Below are 18,231 nucleotides of genomic sequence, written 5' to 3'. Positions count from 1 at the left end.
TGTTAAAGAGCGTCACGCTTGTCGCGTTGAGGAGGCGCATATTACGCTTCTCACTTCGAAAGTCAAGCGATTGTTTTCGCTTTTCTTTCGGCGCCACTTCGCTAGGAAGCTGGCTCATCAGTTCGGCGTGTTCCGCCGTGCTGGTAGGGGCGCATTATAGTGAGCCGCGCCGCGATGACAAGGGCTTTTTCAGCAAAAAAGTTCGTTCGCTCAGATATCAAGCAACCACCTCTTTTTTGCTCAAAATAGCATCAACCCTGACTATTGCCGGATTTAAATTGAACATTTGAAAAGCCAATTTATAATTGCCATCTCAAATGTTCAATTGGAATACCCTCATGCATCAAATCCTCGATAGCCATAAGGAAGAGCAAATCGTCCCGCTGTTCCGCTTGGGGTTCCGACCCTTCTTCTTGTTCGGGGCTCTGTTTGCTGCCGTCGCCATGTTGCTCTGGCTGGGGCAGCTCAACGGTTGGCTAACCTTGCCAGGGATTGCCAACCCGATCTGGTGGCACGGCCATGAGATGCTGTTTGGTTTCGGGGCAGCCATCGTCGCGGGTTTTCTGCTCACCGCGGTGCAGAACTGGACGGCCCATCCCGGTGTTCGGAGCTGGCCATTGGCACTGGTTGTGGGGTTGTGGATGTTGCCAAGGACGTTGTTACCCTGGCTGGGTGAAGAGAATACGCTCCTGATGGCGGCAGACCTGCTCTGGTTGCCGCTTTGCACCTGGTTCCTTGCCAAGCCGATCTTGATAACCCGGCAATGGCGCAACCTGTTCTTCGTGCCCCTGTTGTTGATACTGACCCTGCTCAATGGCGCCAGCTGGTTATGGCAGGCCGATTGGACCACCGTTGAGCACCTATTGATCACAACGGTGCTGTTGTTTACCACCCTCATAGCCGTGATAGGTGGAAGGGTGATTCCGTTCTTCACCGCCCGGGCAACCGGTCAGGAGAAAGCTGCACCTCAGCTCTGGCTGGAGCGGGCGGCGCTCGCGACACAGTGGCTTATCTTGCTCTGCTGGCTGCTGCTCCCCACCCAATGGGTTACCAGCATATATATAGTGCCTCTCTATATAGTGGCGGCGAGTTTGCATCTGTGGCGACAACTGCGTTGGCATCTGCCATCGACCCTTGCGCATCCCCTGCTGTGGTCACTCCATCTCGCCTATCTGTTTATCCCTCTTGGCCTGCTCGCCCTTGCGGCACATAGCGCGGGTCTGCCCATCACGCTGTCAATGGCCAGTCACCTGCTCAGCGCAGGCTGTATGAGCACCATGATCCTGGGCATGATTGCGCGAGTCTCCCTCGGCCATAGCGGTCGGGCCTTGCAGGTAGGACGCAGGATCACTGGCGCATTCGCCCTAGTTATCGCTGCCGCTACAATGCGGGTGGCGATTCCGCTGTTCTGGCCTGCTTATACCCTGCATGGCTGGAACCTCAGCGCGCTTGCCTGGATCGCTGCCTATGGTCTGTTTGTCTGGGTCTATACCCCGATACTGATCCGCCCCAGAGCAGATGGTCGTCCGGGTTAATGACTGCGGAACATGTTCAGGGTGTTGCCACCGGATAGTGGATGAGGTTGTGGAAAATCGCTGGGGCTATGCCCAGATTGCGATAACCATGGGGACGGTCGGCAGCAAAACGCACAGCCTCCCCTTGCACCAATGAGCGCCACTCCCCTTCCACCAGCACCTCCATCATGCCACTGATGACGATAACATGTTCGGTCACTCCCGGCTCATGGGGCTCCGATTCACGCTGGTAACCCGGCAACAGGGTCAGCTCAAGCAATTCGAAGCCAAACCGGTTTTCATAAGGGAAGAGCGGCGCCACTTGCATGCCCTCTCCCGCTGGCTGCTGGCGAATGGCATCGGCGGCGCGATAGAGCACCTCTGTCTGCGCAGCGGGTGTGGGCTCAATAAAACTGGAAAATGAGACTCGAAAACCGGTGGCTATCTTCCACAGCGTCGCCACTGTCGGGCTGGACTCTCCCCGCTCAATCTGCCCCAGCATCGCCTTGCTGACACCCGTTTCGCGCGCGGCGGCATCCAGGCTCCAGCCGCGCTCGCTGCGCAGCCCCTTCAGTCGAGCAGCCAGATGCTGACTCATCTCTTGCATAACTGCCTCTTTATTACTCTTGCACGATGCGCCTTGTGCGCTATAGCGCACAGCGATATAGTCAAAGCTGTATTGTACGTAATAACGCACAGCGCGTCACAACACCAAGAGGAAGAGTCATGCCCTTCGCACTCCCCCATCTGGTCGCAGGCTTTATCGCCGTGATGGTCGGCTACACCAGTTCCGTCATCCTGATCATCCAGGCCGCCACGGCAGCAGGTGCTGATACAGCTCAAGTCGCCTCCTGGCTCTGGACGCTGGGGCTCGGCATGGGGGTGAGCTGCATCGGCCTCTCTCTCTATTACCGCATACCCATACTAACCGCCTGGTCCACACCGGGCGCGGCACTGCTGATCGCCACGCTGGGCAACTTCACTCTGGCGGAAGCCATCGGCGCCTTTGTGATCTCCTCCCTGCTGATCACTCTTTGTGGCATCAGCGGCTGGTTCGACCGTTTGATGAAACATATCCCGGCTCCACTGGCCGCCGCCATGCTCGCTGGCGTGCTGCTCAGATTCGGATTGGATCTGTTCAAGGTCGCCCCGCAAGATCCCTTGCTGCTTGGCACCCTGCTGCTGGCCTTCCTGCTGGGTCGTCATCTCTGGCCCCGCTATACCATGGTGCTGGTACTGGGAGTGGGGATGCTGATCTGCAGCGTGCGGGGGGATTTGCAAATGGGCACCCTTCACTGGCAACTCGCCAGCCCGCTCTGGACATGGCCAGCCTTCTCCCTTGATGCTCTGTTTGGTATCGCGCTGCCGCTGTTCATTGTCACCATGACATCGCAAAACATGGCGGGAATTGCCATCTTGCGGGCCCACGGCTATCAGCCTTCCACCTCCTCGCTGATCAGCTGGACTGGCCTGACTGGCCTGCTGCTCGCCCCTTTTGGCGGCTATGCCTTCAATCTGGCCGCCATCACTGCCGCCATCTGCATGGGCAAAGAGGTCGACCCGGATACCAAGCGCCGCTGGCCAGCTGCGGTATGGGCGGGTTGCTTTTATCTCCTGACCGGCTGCTTCGGCGCAACCGTCGCGGCCCTGTTTAGCGCCTTTCCGGCAGCCCTTGTCACCTGCGTCGCTGGTTTGGCCCTGTTAGGCACCATCGGCAGCAGCCTGCACTCTGCCTTGCAAGAGGATGAAGCGCGAGAAGCTGCGCTGCTCACCTTTATTATTACCGCGTCCGGGATCAGCCTGCTCGGCATCGCGGCAGCCTGCTGGGGTCTGCTGATTGGTCTGGCTATCTATCAGTTCCAATTATATCGACAAAGGAATCAATTGAACCTCAAACCGTGAACCTCTGCACACTATCCACATAAAATGATTCACAAGTGAAACTAATTTCCTTCTAGTGGCGTCAGGGCACCAATCTTCCCGGACATGGTGCCCTGTCAGGTTCCATGCAACGGAGTATAAAAATGAAAAATCAGGCTGTCTTGTTACTACTGGCCATACTGGGTGCTACGAGCGTCCAGGCTGCCGATACAGATCGAGAGCTGGCTCGCCAGCTCGCACTTCAGCAGAAAAACCTGCTGCCCCTGCTGAGCAATCAGCAATACCAGAGCCCGCTTCCCAACCTGCTGCAGAAGGCCAGCCCACGGCTTAAACGGCAGGCGAGCGATGCCAACCAGGCGGCCATCAGCCGGCAAGGACTGGATGGCGAGGTCAAGCAACTGATGCAGTTGCGACTGGCCAACACCGATCAGGCCACCGCACTGCAACAGGGTGTCGAACCGCTGGTCGCCTATGTTCCAAGTGGAGATGAGAAGAGCTGGAGCGCCATTGAAGCGTTCGACAGCGCTGGCAATCCCGTCTATCTGGATGTGGACAAGGCACCGGCCCGGCCGGTTCTGGTAGTCGAAGCCGATCCCGTCAAAGCCAAGAACGCAGGCTTGAAGGTGATGCGCAAGGCGCTGGCCAATGCGGATCTGCAAAGCGCGCCGCGAGTGGCGGCCAGCACGGCGCCGCTCAAGACCAGTATCCTGAAAAAGATCAGACTGAAGGATGATCAGGAACCCTGGCTGCTCGGCGCAGCCGAAGTGTATGCAGTGGTCGCAGGGGTCAATCCCAGCCGGGATGAACCAGTGGTCGATATTGTCGACATGCCCTACCTCGACTATGACAACACAGACTACACCCCCAACCAGATCCTGGTTTACTGGGATCGCTATCGCTGGGGTGCCGTCGATGTGGTGATGATGGAGCAGGATGACAACGTCAACTACAAGGAGCTGAGCGCCCTGCTGATTGAAGCTCTCAAACTCGGCTTTACTGCGGGTGGCGTGCCGGAAGCCCTGCCCTTCCTCGATCTCGGCGGTCGCATCGTCAAGGCACTGCCCGACTCCTGGATGACCAACAACGACGACTATCTGGATACCTTCTACACACTGGAGCAGGATCAGGTCTATCGCCAGTATCCGGGGGCTGCCGGTAATGCGGTTATCGATCTTGAGCCAAAAGAGATCGCCCCGACCAGACCTTGATAATCGGCCATAACGAAAAAGCCAATGAGCAACTCATTGGCTTTTTGCTTTTATCGCGGTGACCACCGGTCAACCCTTGGGACGAACCCCCAGAGTATGGCAGATGGCATAAGTCAGCTCGGAGCGGTTCAGGGTATAGAAGTGGAAATCCTTCACGCCTTCCTGACTCAGCACGCGCACCTGATCGATGGCGATGCTCGCCCCCACCAGATTGCGGGTCATCTGATCGTTATCCAGTCCCTCGAAACGCTGATGCATCCAGCGCGGGATCTTCACGTTGGTAAAACCGGCAAACTTGGCCAGGGTCTGGTAGTTGGAGACCGGCAGGATCCCCGGCACGATTTCGGCATCGATGCCGATGGCGGCGCAGCGATCCCGAAAGCGCAAGTAAGTTTCCACATCGAAGAAGAACTGGGTGATGGCGCGGTTGGCACCGGCATCAATCTTGCGCTTGAGGTTGAGCAGGTCGGATTGTGCACTCTTGGCCTCCGGGTGCCCTTCCGGATAGGCGGCAACCGAGATATCGAAGTCCGCCTCTGACTTGAGCAGAGCAACCAGATCGGTGGCATACATATCCGGCTTCTCCAACCCCTGCGGCAAGTCACCGCGCAGAGCCACAATATGGCGAATGCCGCTGTTCCAGTAATCGCGGGCGATGGTGCGCAGCTCGTCGCGGCTGGCATCGATACAGGTCAGGTGAGGCGCCGCAATCAGGCCGGTCCGCTCCTTGATGTCCTTGATCACCTTGTGGGTGCGATCACGGGTGCCGGAGTTGGCGCCATAGGTGACGGAGACGAACTTGGGTTCCAGCACTTTCAGCCGTTCGATGGACTGCCAGAGGGTATTTTCCATCCCTTCACTATTGGGCGGAAAAAACTCGAAACTGACCGATATATCGCCATTCAAATCTGCCAAGCTCTGGTTGAGCGCCTCAACCTGACGTGCACTGTGAAATCCCATCTGCTCTTCTCCCTGTCCTGCAATCCATCTGTCTACGTCAAAACGGATGTTTGGACGTCTAAACGTCTTTATATTTATGAGCAAAACGACACAAAGTCAACAGGGATTTACCTCACTTCCGACCTGACGAACTTCATATTTACAAAATTAACGGTACGTAACCGAAAAGTGCCCATCCCAAAATTGCCCCAGTCGAGTTATGATGGGGGCAGATCGTCCTGGACGTTCTGAATCTGCGTGTGATTGTTTGGCCGGAGGTTTCTCCGGCCCCTTTTCATCTATTTCCCACTCCTGCCGATAACAGAATGAGTCTTTGCAGGAGCACCATCATGGATACCCACCCCGGCTTTGCCACCGACTTGCTGTTTGATCGCTACCAGGGCGAGGTCATCCAGCATGAGCAGTTCTGGACGGTTCGCACGCCGGATGCTCCCGACTACTACTTCGGCAACTACCTGCTACTCCCCAACCCACCCAGCGACCGTGACAAAGGCTGGCTGGAAGCCGCCTTTGATCAGCTGATTGGTCACGACCACAGAGTCCGCCATCGCACCTTCCAGTGGCCACTGGCAGCAGGGCAAAACAGCCGGATCGCCGGTTTTGTCGCAACCGGATACCAGTATATGGAGTGCGTGGTGCTGGCGCTGGATAAGCAGAGCTGGCAGCCTCATGGTGATATCAATAGTCCCCAGGCTCGCACCTTCACCACTGCGGATTGGCAAGAGTGGCTCGACTTCGAACTCAATGAGCGGGATGAGGGGCACACGGCAGAGAGTTATCTCCCCTATCTGCAATCCCGCCGTGCGCTCTATCAGGCCATGATTGCCGATGGGCTCGGGGACTGGTGGGGTATCTGGCAAGAGGGGCAACTGGTCGCCAGTTGTGGCCTCTTCTTCTGCGGCCCGCTGGGCCGTTTCCAGTTGGTACGCACTCACCAGGCGTGGCGCAACAAGGGGTTATGCCGCCAGCTGCTGAGTCAAGTGGCTCGCGCAGGATTGTCCCGCGCCAAACAGCTGATCATAGTGGCCGACGAGCACTACCATGCCCAGCGCATTTACCGCTCTCTGGGGTTCGCTCCGGTAGCCCGCATCGGCAGCCTCTGTCGCTGGCCGCACGACACACCATAAAGCGATTCGCTCTGGCCGCGAGCCATCAATAAAAACGGGAGGCTGATGCCTCCCGCTTGTTATTTATGCTGATGAGTTATTGCTGCGGTGCTTCCAGCTCGTTGGAGAGCGCCTGCTCCACATCAGCCGCAGGAGCGGGGACTGGCGCCGTCGCAGCTGATACAGGTTCTGCGGGAGTCACAGCGGGTGTCACCACGGCCGGCGTGTCACTGGTCGCCGGTGCAGCGGACACAGCAGCCGGTGCTGAAACCGGAGCAGGAGTGACGGCATCGCACTGACAATCCGCGCTCTTGGCCTTGCTGCCCTGATGAGGGGCATACCAGCCCTTCAAGCCCCCCTCCAGTCGATCCGCGGCCGCCTTGGGCTCCATCTTGCCAAGCAGCACCGCCTGACTCACCTCGGCCAGTTCATCCCCCAACTTGGGCGTACCACGAGAGAGGATCTGGGTCGCCACCCGAATGGTCGAGTCACACTGATCGCGCCACTCCATCATCTCTTTGGCCGCCGGATTGGTGACATCGAAGAAGTGGTTGGAGAGGGAGAAGAATCCCGGCAGCGAGTTGGTATAGAGCTCGGCAAATTGCGGCGTCGTCAGCCACTGCAAGAAGGCCATCGCCCCCTCTTTGTTCTTGCTGGCCGGGTTCATTCCCATACCGATATCGGTGTGATCGGTAAAGAAACAGCCATCACCCTGTTTGGCCACCGGCGGACGCATGACACCAAAATCGACCTTGCCGGTGAAGGGGGCAATCTCCCAGGAGCCCGCCACGTAGAAGGCGGCCTTGCCCGAGGTGAAGAGCTCGTTACTGGTCGCATAATCGCGGCTCTCACCACCTTCACCGAGGTAGGAACGCCAGCGGGCCAGCTCGTCGAACACCTTCACATATTGCGGGTTGTCCAACCGCTCCTGCCCGCCGATCAGTGCCAGACGACCATCTTCCCCTTTCCAGTAATTGGGGCCAATGTTCTGGAACCCCAGTTCGGAGGCAACCCAGCTCTCGGAACCACTCATGGCCAGCGGCACATAACGCCCGTCGGCCTTGATCTTGTCCAGCACGGCGAAGAACTGGTCGCGGGTTTGAGGCAAGGTGAGTCCCAACTCACTGAAGATCTTCTTGTTATAGAAGAAGCCATGGATCACCGAGGCCATCGGCACACAGAAGGTCTGGGCACCGGAGTCCGTCTGCCAAGGTGACTGGGCAAAACTCGGGAAGTTCTCCATTCCTGCCATTTCGGTCAGCTCGGCCAGATGGCCCGCCTTGAACAGGGCGAGCGAGTCATCAAACGGACGACAGGTAATAAGATCCCCCGCCTTACCGCCTTTCAGGCTCTCCCACAGGGTGGGCATGTAGTTGACGTTCTGCACCGGATGAAAACTCACCTTGATACCGGGATGCGCCGCTTCAAAGGCCGGGATAATTTTCTGCTCCCACAACGCCTTGTCATCAGTTCGCCAGCTTTCAATCACCAGCTCGCTGGCCATCAGCTGGCCACACAACAGGAGACTCAGGGCTCCAATCCACTTTTTAGACATAAGCCCTCCTAGACCTTGAAATGTGCGATCAATTGCTGCTGTTTGGCGACCAGGTCAGCCAACACTTCACTGCTGCTGGCGGATTCCCGCGCCTCCCGCTCTGTCTCGTATGCCACATCGGCAATACCGGCGATATGACGGGCGACCCCCTGACTGACGGAGATCTGCTCCTGAGCGGCATGGGCCACCTGATCCGCCATCGACTTGATGGCCCCCATCCGCTCGGCAATGGATTGCAGCGCCACATCCATCTCTCGGGTCTGATCGACACAGCTCTGGGTCTGCTCCTGGCTACGCCCCATCACTTCAACCACATGCTTGCTGGAGCTCTGCAGGTTCTCAATCATCCCCTGGATCTCTTCGGTCGAAGTCTGGGTGCGATTGGCCAGTGCCCGCACCTCATCGGCCACCACCGCAAAACCGCGACCTGCATCGCCAGCACGGGCCGCTTCGATGGCGGCGTTCAACGCCAGCAGGTTGGTCTGCTCGGCGATGCTGCGGATCACATCGAGAATGCTGCCAATGTTGTTGCTGAATTCGCCCAGCTTGTAGGTGATCCCGACCGCCTCCTCCATGGCACCAGCCAGCTGCTCGGTGATCAGGCGAGTAGTGGCCACTTTCTGGCGACCACTACGAGCCTCTTCATCGGCCAGATCCACTTCGCGCTTGGTGCCATCGGTAGAGCGGGCCACCTCGGTGGCGCTCACTTCCAGCTCGGTAATGGCGGCGGCCACCTGATCGGTCTGGCTCTTCTGCTCCTGTACCCGGGACATGGCCCGTTCGCTGATCTCGGCGGCGCGGCTCGCCTCATCCACCAGATGACGGGAGCCCGCATTGATTTGAGAGAGTAGTTCACCGGTCTTGCCCGCCAGCGTATCGATGGAGCGAGAGAGGCTGCCAAATTCGCAACTGCTGCGGTAGTTGATGCGGCGGGTCATATCACCGGCCGCCATGTAATCGAGCTCCTTGTTGATCATCTGTAACGGGCGCTGAATGCTGCGCGCCGTGGTATAGCCGATCACCAGTGCGGCAGCGGCCGACATAGCGGCAACCACCAGGATCCAGAAGCTGGCGCTACTGACCGCTGCATCGGCATTGATCCGGCTATCGCTGGCGATGGCTCCGGCAGACTTGCCCATCTCATCGAGCAAATTTAGGCTGTTGACCAGACTGGCATCCAGCTGCTGATTTTGCGTGGCCAGCGACAGCGCCAGTTGCTGAGCCTGACGCATGGTTGCCAGCAAGCCCTGAGCGCCAAGTGCCAACTCCTGCATCCGATCCAGATTGGAGACAAAGCGCGCTTTCACATCATCGGGCACCAGCACCCGCTCCAACCGCTTGCGGGCCATCTCGATATCCTTGCTGAGAACCTTTTCCAGCTCGTTCAGGTCGGTTTTGGCATCGGCACGGCGGATATTCTTCAGATCGCGGGCGATACCCGAGGTAATAAGTTCCGCCTTGTTGCGCATGGAGCGTTTGCTGGCGGTCTGTTGCAGCAGCAGATCCGCCGCCCACTGGTAGGTATCCTCAAGGCGGATAAATTCCATCTCCAGCTTGTGGCGCTGCTCCAGCGCGCTGACCCACTGCCGATGCTGGGCCAACACCTGATCAGCCAAGCCATAAAATTGGGTGGTAGCACTTTCGACCTGCTGGAAGCGGGTACGAGCATCCGCTACGTCGGTAAATTTACCCATCTCCTGACTCAGCTGGGCAAAGCGGTTCTGCTGCTCCTTGAACTGATTGGCCAACTGCGGCAACTGGGCGGCATCTTCACTGGTGCGGTAGACAAGCACCCAGCGGTTACTATCCTGCAGTGCCCCCTTGAGACCTGCGACAGCCACCACCAGCGGGGTTGCCCGGTCAGATACGGCAGAGAGGCCGTCATTTATACCCTTGATTTTAAAGGTACTGATCACACCAAGCAGGATCAGCAACAGCAGCATCAACACGAATCCGGCGATGATCCGCTGCACGATAGATAAGCCCATGGAGACATCCTCACTCATTGGGGGAAGGTAAAGTGAACATAGTCACTATCGGCAGGGGTGGCGAATAACTGAAATAAAGCGGCAGGTATTTAATTGATTTGTATCGGGTTGGATCACAGTCCAGACAAAATCAGCCATACGAAAAAAGCCCGGCACAAGCCGGGCTGAAAGAGACGTACTTTGCTATCTTCCGCGGTCCGTTCAGAACCGCAGTCAGAATCATTAGAAGCGGTAGCCAACACCCACCATAAAGGCCATCGGGTCGACCTTGGTATTAATGGTGCCAATCGCTGTATGCACATCGGTATCGATATCCATGATCCAGGCTGAACCGTTGACAAACCAGCGGTCAGTGATCGCCATATCGATACCAACTTGTCCGGCAACACCCCAGGAGTCATCGACTTTGACATCGGTTCCTGACAGTGCACCACGACCCTCTTCATCAAAGAAGGTGGTGTAGTTCACGCCAATACCGACATACGGGCGAACCTTGCTTTGAGCATCGCCAAAATAGTACTGACCCATCAGAGTCGGCGGCAAATGCTTGATCTTGGCAACTTCAGCGCCACCCAGTTTGACTGAATGAGAGAAGGGGGTTGCAGCCAGCAATTCGACACCCCAGTTATCAGTAATCATGTAAGAGAGAGTCAATCCCAATTGCATGTTGTCATTAATTTCCAGCTCTACAGGCGTGCTGCTTTCCTGCGGCGATACAAATGCCAAACCACCACGAACCAGAATATCACCAGCCTGATGGGCCATGGCGAAAGGAGAGGTCACTGCAGCGGCAATCATCAGAGGAAGTAATTTTTTCATCACGTAATCCCTTTTTTTGTTTTCATTTGATGCTGTAAGCCCGCTGACTATATGCCCTTGTAAATGCAAAGTTATTGACTTGGAGCAAAGGTTGCACAGAAATAAATCGATTGGTGTGACATCTTTGCGCGCCATCCCAATCTCGTTGAGTCCCCAGACAACAAGCCGAAATACCTGTTTCGACAGGTTGTAACTACCCGCACCCAGCGCCAAAAGGAGCAAACAAACCACATCTTATTGCACGGCAGTGCGGCGATTAATTGTTGTTTATATGGGTAAATCAGCGTATTTTTTGCGCCATACAAGTTACTGGTAAGTAATGGTTTATTTATGAAAAATGAGTCGAAATGGCAAAAGGTGGGGGCCTTTCTCGCGGCCGTGTGGGGAATCGGATCCTTTCTCTTTATCCTGCTCGGTTTTATTGTCGCCCTGGCCTATCTGGTATTGGTACGGCAGGGTTAATCCGGATTGACAGAGTGCAGCAGGGTGATATGCCCCCCTTCGGCAAGCTGTTCCGGAGTCTGGCCCATTCCCTCCGCAGAGAGGCTACCAGCGTAGCCAAACCACCGATTTCGCCCACCGACTTTGGCCTGATACAGCGCCATGTCCGCCAGTTTGAAGCTATGACTCCAGAATGAATCCGGGTACTCCGGGTGCAACGGATAGCGGCAGAACCCCAGCGACACCGTCAACCAGAGTGGCGCATCCTCTTTGCCAAAGCGGTGCTGAGCGACACGCTGGCGCAGATATTCGACCCGCAGCGCCAACTCTTGCTCGTCATCCACCTGCAACAGCAACAAGAACTCCTCCCCGCCCAGCCGGATGATCGGCTCGCGCTCTCCTGTCACCACCTTGCGCAGCAGATCCGCCAGCTGTTTCAGCACCAGATCCCCGATGTCATGGCCAAGGCGGTCATTGATCCGCTTGAAATGATCCAGGTCCAGCAGCAATAACAGACAAGGTTTGGCCCGGTTGGCCTGCAACCAACCATCGAGATAGCGACGATTGAAACAACGGGTCAAGGGGTCGGTGAATGCAGCCATCTCCATCTGGCTGGATTTTTCCAACAAATCATCGTGTTGCTGACTGACCTTGCTGGCCATCTCCTTGAACTTGCCGCTCAAGGTCGCCATCTCGGCGCTGCTGTCGATATAGGGGATCAAGGTGGCATCTGGCCGATCGCCAAAGCGTTGCAGCGCCGACACCAGCTGCTGCAACGGGGTAAGCACAATGCTATTGAGCCGATACATGGCGATCATGACGCAGATAAAACTGATAAACAGCATGCCGATAAAGGTCCAGAGCGCCCCCTCCATGACGCCACTCAAGATCTTTCTCTCCTCCTCAATCACCAGAGTCAGCACCGGCTGGTTATCGCTGTTGAGCAGTCGCACCTCTCCCCTGAGCCGGGTGAGCCCAAGGTCGATCAGGCGATACGTTATTTGCGATTTCAGTGGTTTGAAGGTAGCGGTGACATCCAGATTGGCGTGGGAGATCGCCAGTGGCAGCGCGGTACGCTCCGATACTTGCTCGAGGTAGGCCTTGTCGAGCCAACGTACAACCAGCAAGAAACCGTTGAACGGTGCCGACTCGTCACTGTTTCTGATCGGCTGCCACGAGTACATCAGCGGCCCCCACTGGGAAGCACGGATCCCGTGCAGATTGATGCCCCCTTGCGCCACCGAGCGTTCTCTCAACTGCTTTTTCAGTTCATCAAGGAAGTAGGGAAACTGATCCGGATTGATCCCCGGCGCATCGGGTAGCAGGGTACGCGTCCAAATTTCGTAGCCGGTGAGATCCATGAAGCTCATCAGGTTGAGACTAAAATCCCGCATCGGCATATCACTGAACAGGTTGGATTCGATGTACCCCCTGCTTTTGTTGTCCATAAAACGATGGCTGTCATCCCAGATGCCCCAATCCCGACTGAATGCGTCCAGAGCTGCCACATCCGCCTGCACCGCCTTGGTCACGCGCAGTAGATGCTCCTTCATTCGCTGTTCTTCAATCCGGCTGGCGGCCGGGATCTGGGCCCATGCCAACAGAACCAGCAATAGCAGGATCGCCCCCAGCCAGATGGGGAACATGGAGTAAGCCAACTGATGATCAATCGTGCGCGGAGCCTGAGCCATAACCCGATATATCCATTACCATGATGCTGAGATGCCAAGCCTGCCCACACTTGACGAGCTTCCCCCTATGCTCCCGATTTTTATAACAAAAAGGGGCCAAAGGCCCCTCGATTATAACGGCTTATCGCGCCAATAGCGGTCGTAAAAAACGAGCTGTATGAGACTCTTTATTGGTGCAAATCTCTTCCGGCGTCCCCGTCACCAGAATGCGGCCACCACCGGCGCCGCCCTCCGGTCCCAAATCGACGATCCAGTCGGCAGTTTTTACCACATCCAGATTGTGCTCGATGATGACGATGGTATTGCCACGATCCCGCAGCTGGTGCAGCACCTTGAGCAGTTGCTGGATATCGTGGAAGTGCAGCCCGGTGGTCGGCTCATCCAGAATGTAGAGGGTCTGGCCGGTATCCCGCTTGGAGAGCTCCCGCGCCAGCTTGACCCGCTGCGCCTCACCGCCCGACAGGGTGGTGGCAGACTGGCCAAGGCGGATATAGGAGAGGCCCACATCCATCAGGGTCTGCAGCTTACGTGCCACCGCCGGCACCGGATCGAAGAACTCGCGGGCATCTTCCACCGTCATCTCGAGGATTTCGTGGATGTTCTTGCCCTTGTACTTCACTTCCAGGGTCTCACGGTTGTAGCGCTTGCCCTTGCAGACGTCGCACGGCACGTAGACGTCCGGCAGGAAGTGCATCTCTACCTTGATGACGCCATCCCCCTGACAGGCCTCGCAGCGGCCCCCTTTCACGTTGAAGGAGAAGCGGCCCGGCTGGTAGCCGCGTGAACGCGCCTCCTGGGTACCGGAGAGCAGTTCGCGGATCGGAGTGAACAGGCCGGTGTAGGTGGCCGGGTTGGAGCGCGGGGTACGGCCGATAGGGCTCTGATCGATATCCACCACCTTGTCCAGATGCTCCAGCCCTTCCACGCTGCGATAGGGCGCCGGGGTGGACTCGGTCGCCTTGTTGAGCTCGCGATGAGCGATGCGGAACAGGGTGTCGTTGATCAGGGTCGACTTGCCGGAGCCGGAAACACCTGTAACGCAGGTCATCACTCCGATGGGCAGATCCAGGTTGACGTTGCGCAGGTTGTTGCCGCTCGCCCCCTTGAGTTTCAACCACTTGCCGGTGAGCGGGGTGCGCTCGGCCGGAATGGCGATCTGTTTGCGACCGGAGAGGTAGTCACCGGTCAGCGACTCCGGATTGTCGATGATCTGCTGGGGGGTGCCCTGCGCAACAATTTCGCCACCGTGCACGCCAGCCCCCGGGCCGATATCCAGCACGTGGTCGGCGAGTCGAATGGCATCCTCGTCGTGCTCCACCACGATCACCGTGTTGCCGAGATCGCGCAGATGGGTGAGGGTCTTGAGCAACCGCTCGTTGTCGCGCTGATGCAGACCGATGGAGGGTTCGTCCAGTACGTACATCACCCCCACCAGACCGGCACCGATCTGGCTGGCCAGCCGAATGCGCTGCGCTTCGCCGCCTGAGAGGGTCTCGGCGCTGCGCGACAGGCTCAGGTAGTTGAGACCGACGTTTACCAGGAAGCCGAGCCGCTCGACGATCTCTTTCAGGATCTTCTCGGCAATCTGGGCGCGCTGGCCGGTCAGGTTCAGTCCTTCGAAGAAGGCCAGTGCATCCCCGATGGACTGCTCGGCAATGGCCGGCAGATTGCGGTTGTCGACGAAAACGTGGCGCGCCTCTTCCCGCAGTCGGCTGCCACCGCAGCTGGTACAGGATTTGTTGGCGATGTATTTGGAGAGCTCTTCACGCACCGAGTTGGATTCGGTCTCCCGGTAGCGCCGCTCCATGTTGTGCAGGATCCCCTCGAACGGGTGCTTGCGCACCACCACATCGCCGCGATCGTTCATGTAACGGAACTCGATCTCGGTGCGACCGGAGCCGCGCAGGATCACCTCCTGGGTCTTGACCGGCAGATCCTCCCACGGTGTTTCCAGATCGAACTTGTAGTGCTCGGAGAGGGATTTGAGCATCTGGAAGTAATAGAAGCTGCGCTTGTCCCAGCCGCGGATAGCGCCATTAGCCAGACTGATGGCCGGATCGCCGATCACCTTGGCCGGATCGAAATATTGCTGCACCCCGAGGCCGTCGCAGGTCGGGCAGGCACCGGCCGGATTGTTGAAGGAGAAGATGCGCGGCTCCAGCTCCGACATGGAGTAGCCGCACTCCGGGCAGGCGAAGTTGGCGGAAAAGGTCATGGGGGCGACCCCCTCCTCGCCGTCCATCGGCACTACCAGTACGATGCCACCGGAGAGGGTCAGTGCCGTCTCGAACGACTCGGCCAAACGCAAGGCCAGATCCTCGCGCACCTTGAAGCGATCCACCACCACCTCGATGGTGTGCTTCTTGTGCAACTCCAGAGTCGGAGGATCTGAGAGATCGCACACCTCGCCGTCGATGCGGGCACGGATGTAGCCCTGAGCCGCCAGATTCTCCAGCAGCTTGGTGTGCTCCCCCTTGCGATCGCGCACCACCGGGGCCAGCAGCATCAGCTTGCTCCCCTCCGGTTGGGCCAGCACCTGATCCACCATCTGGCTGATGGTCTGGGCGGCGAGCGGAATGGCGTGGGTCGGGCAGCGCGGCTCACCGACCCGGGCAAACAGCAAACGCAGGTAGTCGTAGATTTCGGTGATTGTACCGACGGTCGAGCGCGGGTTGTGGGAAGTGGATTTCTGCTCGATGGAGATGGCGGGCGAGAGCCCCTCGATATGGTCGACGTCCGGCTTCTCCATCAAGGAGAGGAACTGGCGGGCATAGGCGGAGAGGGACTCCACATAGCGGCGCTGCCCCTCGGCATAGAGGGTATCGAACGCCAGAGAGGATTTGCCCGAACCGGAGAGGCCAGTGACCACGATCAGCTTGTCGCGGGGCAGGGTCAGATTGATGTTCTTGAGGTTGTGGGTGCGAGCACCCCGGACCACGATCTTTTCCATCTTATTGCACGCTCGATACAGAAACCTGAGCGAGTCAGTATGGCATAGAGACTACTGGATGAATAGACAGTCATGAGATGAAATCCGCATCATCCGGCGCACGCCATCTGCTCTTTTTTCTCCACCAGCAGCCGCTCGTTTTGCCATATCCGGGCGGTGACCTCGACCCGATTGGGGCAACGTAAACCCAGCCCTATTTTGCCAACCGCCATGACCACTCCAGCCTGCAGCGACAGATTACGGCTCTGGCGCTGAGTCGTGCTCCCGGCCGCACCTTCGCTGCGCACCAGCAACCTGACACTCACCGTCACGTCGCGCTTGCTGAACAGCGTCGGTGCAAGTGACAGCACCTGCTCGCTCTGAATCATATTGAGGGACAAGCGGATCGACGGATCGGGTTCTATCTCGGTTTCCCTTGCAGTTACTGGTGAAGGAACGCGATAAACCAGCATCAACCCACAGAGCAGCACCAATAAAAGAGGGGCCCGCAGGCCCCTGAATCCGGAGATGACCATCAGTTGCTACCAGAACCCTGATAGACATAGGCCATGTTATCGCTGCCATAGACAGTCACATTGGCAGTGTTGAGGCTGTCGGTTTGTGCAACGTCGACTTCGTTATTGCCACCGCCCATGCCGCCATTGACGTAAACGTTGGCCACATGTTTTTCACCTAACTGGCTCACGGTGAGCGTGTTGTCGCTACCCAGATAGGATTCGACCTTGGCGCTGTTCAGTTTCCCATCCTGAGTCACTGTCACCACAGAGTCAGAGTGAGACGCATCGGCATAAGCCCAGTTGTCAGTGCCTTTCTGAGCCACGACCAGCTCGTTGTCCGAGCCCCAGGTCCAGGCTCCTTTGCCCTCAACGCCACGCGCGGCGGCAACCTGGTTGCCAGTGCCGTTCTGGTCAATATCGACCTTGTTGCGACTACCCTCCTCTTGCACTGCATTGGCATAGTTGTCGCTACCCAACTGATCGATAGTGACAGATCCACCCACGCTGCTGGCCAGCTGATCAACCACAGCCTGGTTATTGTTGCCACTCTGAGTGACCTGCGCAGTATTGCCAACGCCTTGCTGGTTGGTGTCGGTCTGGTTGCCATTACCCAGCTGAGTCACGACCGCCGTTTCACCAGTACCGCTCTGTCTGGCGTTGGCGATGTTGTCGTTACCATTCTGGGTGATGGTCAACAGATCCTCAGAACCTCTCTGCTCAGAGTCGATCTGGTTACGACTCCCGGTCTGGGTCAGAAGGGCTGTTTCACCGGAACCAGCCTGCTTGGCCAGCAAGTTGTTCCCTTGTCCGGCGGTCGCACCAGACTGCAGGGCTGTCACGCTGCCAGCGGTCCCGCCTTGCTCCACCGTTGCCACGTTGGCCAGCCCCAGCTGAGTGGCCTCGGCAGTGTTGTCATTGCCACTTTGCTTGACGACCGCAGAGGTGCCCTCGTTTGCGCCGTAACCGAAGTTGCTTGTACGTTGTGCGACTAAGGCCGTGTTATTGCCCCCCTCTTGAGCCACGCTGGCAACGGCACCATCGGATTCGCGTTGATCGACATCCGCAATATGCTCGCCTTCTCCTGACTGGGTAATGGTCGCGCTGGCATAATCAGACCAGTAGTTATTGATCTGCGCGCTGTTACCATCCGCTTGCTGCTCAATCACTGAATTGGCACGATCGCCATCATCCTGCTTGATGCGGGCATCGTTACCATCACCAAGCTGGCTCACCCTAGCCGTGGCCTCACCGTTGTAGTACTGCTGGGTAATCGAGGCCTTGTTCAGCTCTCCGTTAGTATCAATGGTCGCGGTCGATTTATTGGTCACCCCCTGCTGCAATACCTCCCCTTCGTTCTTGCCACCGGCTTGCTTGATATCAGCAGTGGAAGCACCGGTATTGCGCTGCTCGGTCAAGGCGAGGTTGTCGTTACCCTGTTGATAGATCGCCGCCTTGTTAGCCGTGCTCTCCTCGACCTGCTGGATGTACGCCAGGTTGCCGGTGGAGAATTGAGCCTGAGTCACCTCAGCCTGATTGCCAGTAGATGCCGCCCAAGCGGTGCTGGTCGCCAGAAGAACTGCCGAGGCAATGATGGTACGTTTAAACATGATTTCCCTCTCGT

15 protein-coding genes are annotated in these 18,231 nt (G+C 57.6%); 6 read left to right on the top strand and 9 right to left on the bottom strand.

The window, feature by feature from the left end:
• On the top strand, positions 1-290 hold a 290-nt coding region (locus tag AB5Y71_RS04675), incomplete at its 5' end, for a hypothetical protein (RefSeq protein WP_368171102.1).
• 48 nt (positions 291-338) lie between these two features.
• Positions 339-1,535, top strand: coding sequence for an NnrS family protein (locus AB5Y71_RS04670; RefSeq protein ID WP_368171101.1), 1,197 nt, complete (start codon positions 339-341; stop codon positions 1,533-1,535).
• Positions 1,536-1,551: 16 nt separating this feature from the next.
• Here the strand turns inward: AB5Y71_RS04670 and AB5Y71_RS04665 are convergent, their stop codons facing one another.
• A complete protein-coding gene (locus AB5Y71_RS04665) occupies positions 1,552-2,121 on the bottom strand; it encodes a helix-turn-helix domain-containing protein (RefSeq protein WP_368171100.1) in 570 nt (189 codons plus the stop codon).
• 119 nt (positions 2,122-2,240) lie between these two features.
• Here AB5Y71_RS04665 and AB5Y71_RS04660 point away from each other — a divergent pair, with 119 nt between their 5' ends.
• Positions 2,241-3,416: a benzoate/H(+) symporter BenE family transporter gene (locus AB5Y71_RS04660; protein WP_368171099.1), complete on the top strand. Its 1,176-nt coding sequence runs from the start codon at positions 2,241-2,243 to the stop codon at positions 3,414-3,416.
• Positions 3,417-3,538: 122 nt separating this feature from the next.
• Positions 3,539-4,603, top strand: coding sequence for a DUF3103 family protein (locus AB5Y71_RS04655; protein WP_368171098.1), 1,065 nt, complete (start codon positions 3,539-3,541; stop codon positions 4,601-4,603).
• A 69-nt stretch (positions 4,604-4,672) separates the two neighbouring features.
• Here the strand turns inward: AB5Y71_RS04655 and metF are convergent, their stop codons facing one another.
• Complete coding sequence (metF, locus tag AB5Y71_RS04650; RefSeq protein WP_005340191.1) at positions 4,673-5,563, bottom strand: methylenetetrahydrofolate reductase; 891 nt, start codon at positions 5,561-5,563, stop codon at positions 4,673-4,675.
• Positions 5,564-5,892: 329 nt separating this feature from the next.
• Between metF and AB5Y71_RS04645 the strand changes: the two genes are divergently transcribed.
• Positions 5,893-6,690 (top strand): GNAT family N-acetyltransferase, encoded by a 798-nt coding sequence (locus AB5Y71_RS04645; protein ID WP_368171097.1) that lies wholly within the window; start codon positions 5,893-5,895, stop codon positions 6,688-6,690.
• Between the two features lie 76 nt (positions 6,691-6,766).
• Here AB5Y71_RS04645 and AB5Y71_RS04640 read toward each other — a convergent pair whose 3' ends face one another.
• From AB5Y71_RS04640 to AB5Y71_RS04630, 3 genes are all read right to left on the bottom strand, one after another.
• Positions 6,767-8,224, bottom strand: a complete 1,458-nt coding sequence (locus tag AB5Y71_RS04640) for an ABC transporter substrate-binding protein (RefSeq protein ID WP_368171096.1) — start codon at positions 8,222-8,224, stop codon at positions 6,767-6,769.
• 8 nt (positions 8,225-8,232) lie between these two features.
• A complete protein-coding gene (locus AB5Y71_RS04635) occupies positions 8,233-10,212 on the bottom strand; it encodes a methyl-accepting chemotaxis protein (protein ID WP_368171095.1) in 1,980 nt (659 codons plus the stop codon).
• 222 nt (positions 10,213-10,434) lie between these two features.
• Positions 10,435-11,031, bottom strand: coding sequence for an OmpW family outer membrane protein (locus AB5Y71_RS04630; protein ID WP_005340187.1), 597 nt, complete (start codon positions 11,029-11,031; stop codon positions 10,435-10,437).
• Between the two features lie 330 nt (positions 11,032-11,361).
• Here AB5Y71_RS04630 and AB5Y71_RS04625 point away from each other — a divergent pair, with 330 nt between their 5' ends.
• Positions 11,362-11,493 (top strand): hypothetical protein, encoded by a 132-nt coding sequence (locus AB5Y71_RS04625; RefSeq protein ID WP_019445201.1) that lies wholly within the window; start codon positions 11,362-11,364, stop codon positions 11,491-11,493.
• Here the strand turns inward: AB5Y71_RS04625 and AB5Y71_RS04620 are convergent.
• The 4 genes from AB5Y71_RS04620 to AB5Y71_RS04605 form a co-directional block, all read right to left on the bottom strand.
• Positions 11,490-13,163, bottom strand: coding sequence for a diguanylate cyclase (locus AB5Y71_RS04620; RefSeq protein ID WP_368171094.1), 1,674 nt, complete (start codon positions 13,161-13,163; stop codon positions 11,490-11,492). The two genes, AB5Y71_RS04625 and AB5Y71_RS04620, sit on opposite strands and share 4 nt — an antisense overlap.
• Positions 13,164-13,284: 121 nt before the next feature.
• Positions 13,285-16,113 (bottom strand): excinuclease ABC subunit UvrA, encoded by a 2,829-nt coding sequence (uvrA, locus tag AB5Y71_RS04615; protein WP_064341415.1) that lies wholly within the window; start codon positions 16,111-16,113, stop codon positions 13,285-13,287.
• Between the two features lie 89 nt (positions 16,114-16,202).
• The gene (csgH, locus tag AB5Y71_RS04610) at positions 16,203-16,628 is read right to left on the bottom strand and encodes a curli-like amyloid fiber formation chaperone CsgH (protein ID WP_368171093.1); all 426 of its coding nucleotides are present in this window, start codon (positions 16,626-16,628) and stop codon (positions 16,203-16,205) included.
• Positions 16,628-18,217, bottom strand: a complete 1,590-nt coding sequence (locus AB5Y71_RS04605) for a curlin (protein ID WP_368171092.1) — start codon at positions 18,215-18,217, stop codon at positions 16,628-16,630. Before AB5Y71_RS04605 ends, csgH begins: the two co-directional genes overlap by 1 nt.
• Positions 18,218-18,231 lie beyond the last annotated feature (14 nt).

Source organism: Aeromonas sp. R9-2, assembly GCF_040908025.1.
Classification (GTDB): Bacteria; Pseudomonadota; Gammaproteobacteria; order Enterobacterales; family Aeromonadaceae; genus Aeromonas; species Aeromonas veronii.
The sequence above is the reverse complement of the archived record's forward strand: the minus strand, read 5'-3'. Positions and strand labels throughout refer to the sequence as shown.

Excerpts from the sequence above, each read along its gene's own strand:
- AB5Y71_RS04670 (WP_368171101.1), top strand. The coding sequence starts at position 339 with ATGCATCAAATCCTCGATAGCCATAAGGAAGAGCAAATCGTCCCGCTG.
- AB5Y71_RS04665 (WP_368171100.1), bottom strand. The coding sequence starts at position 2,121 with ATGCAAGAGATGAGTCAGCATCTGGCTGCTCGACTGAAGGGGCTGCGC.
- AB5Y71_RS04660 (WP_368171099.1), top strand. The coding sequence starts at position 2,241 with ATGCCCTTCGCACTCCCCCATCTGGTCGCAGGCTTTATCGCCGTGATG.
- AB5Y71_RS04655 (WP_368171098.1), top strand. The coding sequence starts at position 3,539 with ATGAAAAATCAGGCTGTCTTGTTACTACTGGCCATACTGGGTGCTACG.
- metF (WP_005340191.1), bottom strand. The coding sequence starts at position 5,563 with ATGGGATTTCACAGTGCACGTCAGGTTGAGGCGCTCAACCAGAGCTTG.
- AB5Y71_RS04645 (WP_368171097.1), top strand. The coding sequence starts at position 5,893 with ATGGATACCCACCCCGGCTTTGCCACCGACTTGCTGTTTGATCGCTAC.
- AB5Y71_RS04640 (WP_368171096.1), bottom strand. The coding sequence starts at position 8,224 with ATGTCTAAAAAGTGGATTGGAGCCCTGAGTCTCCTGTTGTGTGGCCAG.
- AB5Y71_RS04635 (WP_368171095.1), bottom strand. The coding sequence starts at position 10,212 with ATGGGCTTATCTATCGTGCAGCGGATCATCGCCGGATTCGTGTTGATG.
- AB5Y71_RS04630 (WP_005340187.1), bottom strand. The coding sequence starts at position 11,031 with ATGAAAAAATTACTTCCTCTGATGATTGCCGCTGCAGTGACCTCTCCT.
- AB5Y71_RS04625 (WP_019445201.1), top strand. The coding sequence starts at position 11,362 with ATGAAAAATGAGTCGAAATGGCAAAAGGTGGGGGCCTTTCTCGCGGCC.
- AB5Y71_RS04620 (WP_368171094.1), bottom strand. The coding sequence starts at position 13,163 with ATGGCTCAGGCTCCGCGCACGATTGATCATCAGTTGGCTTACTCCATG.
- uvrA (WP_064341415.1), bottom strand. The coding sequence starts at position 16,113 with ATGGAAAAGATCGTGGTCCGGGGTGCTCGCACCCACAACCTCAAGAAC.
- csgH (WP_368171093.1), bottom strand. The coding sequence starts at position 16,628 with ATGGTCATCTCCGGATTCAGGGGCCTGCGGGCCCCTCTTTTATTGGTG.
- AB5Y71_RS04605 (WP_368171092.1), bottom strand. The coding sequence starts at position 18,217 with ATGTTTAAACGTACCATCATTGCCTCGGCAGTTCTTCTGGCGACCAGC.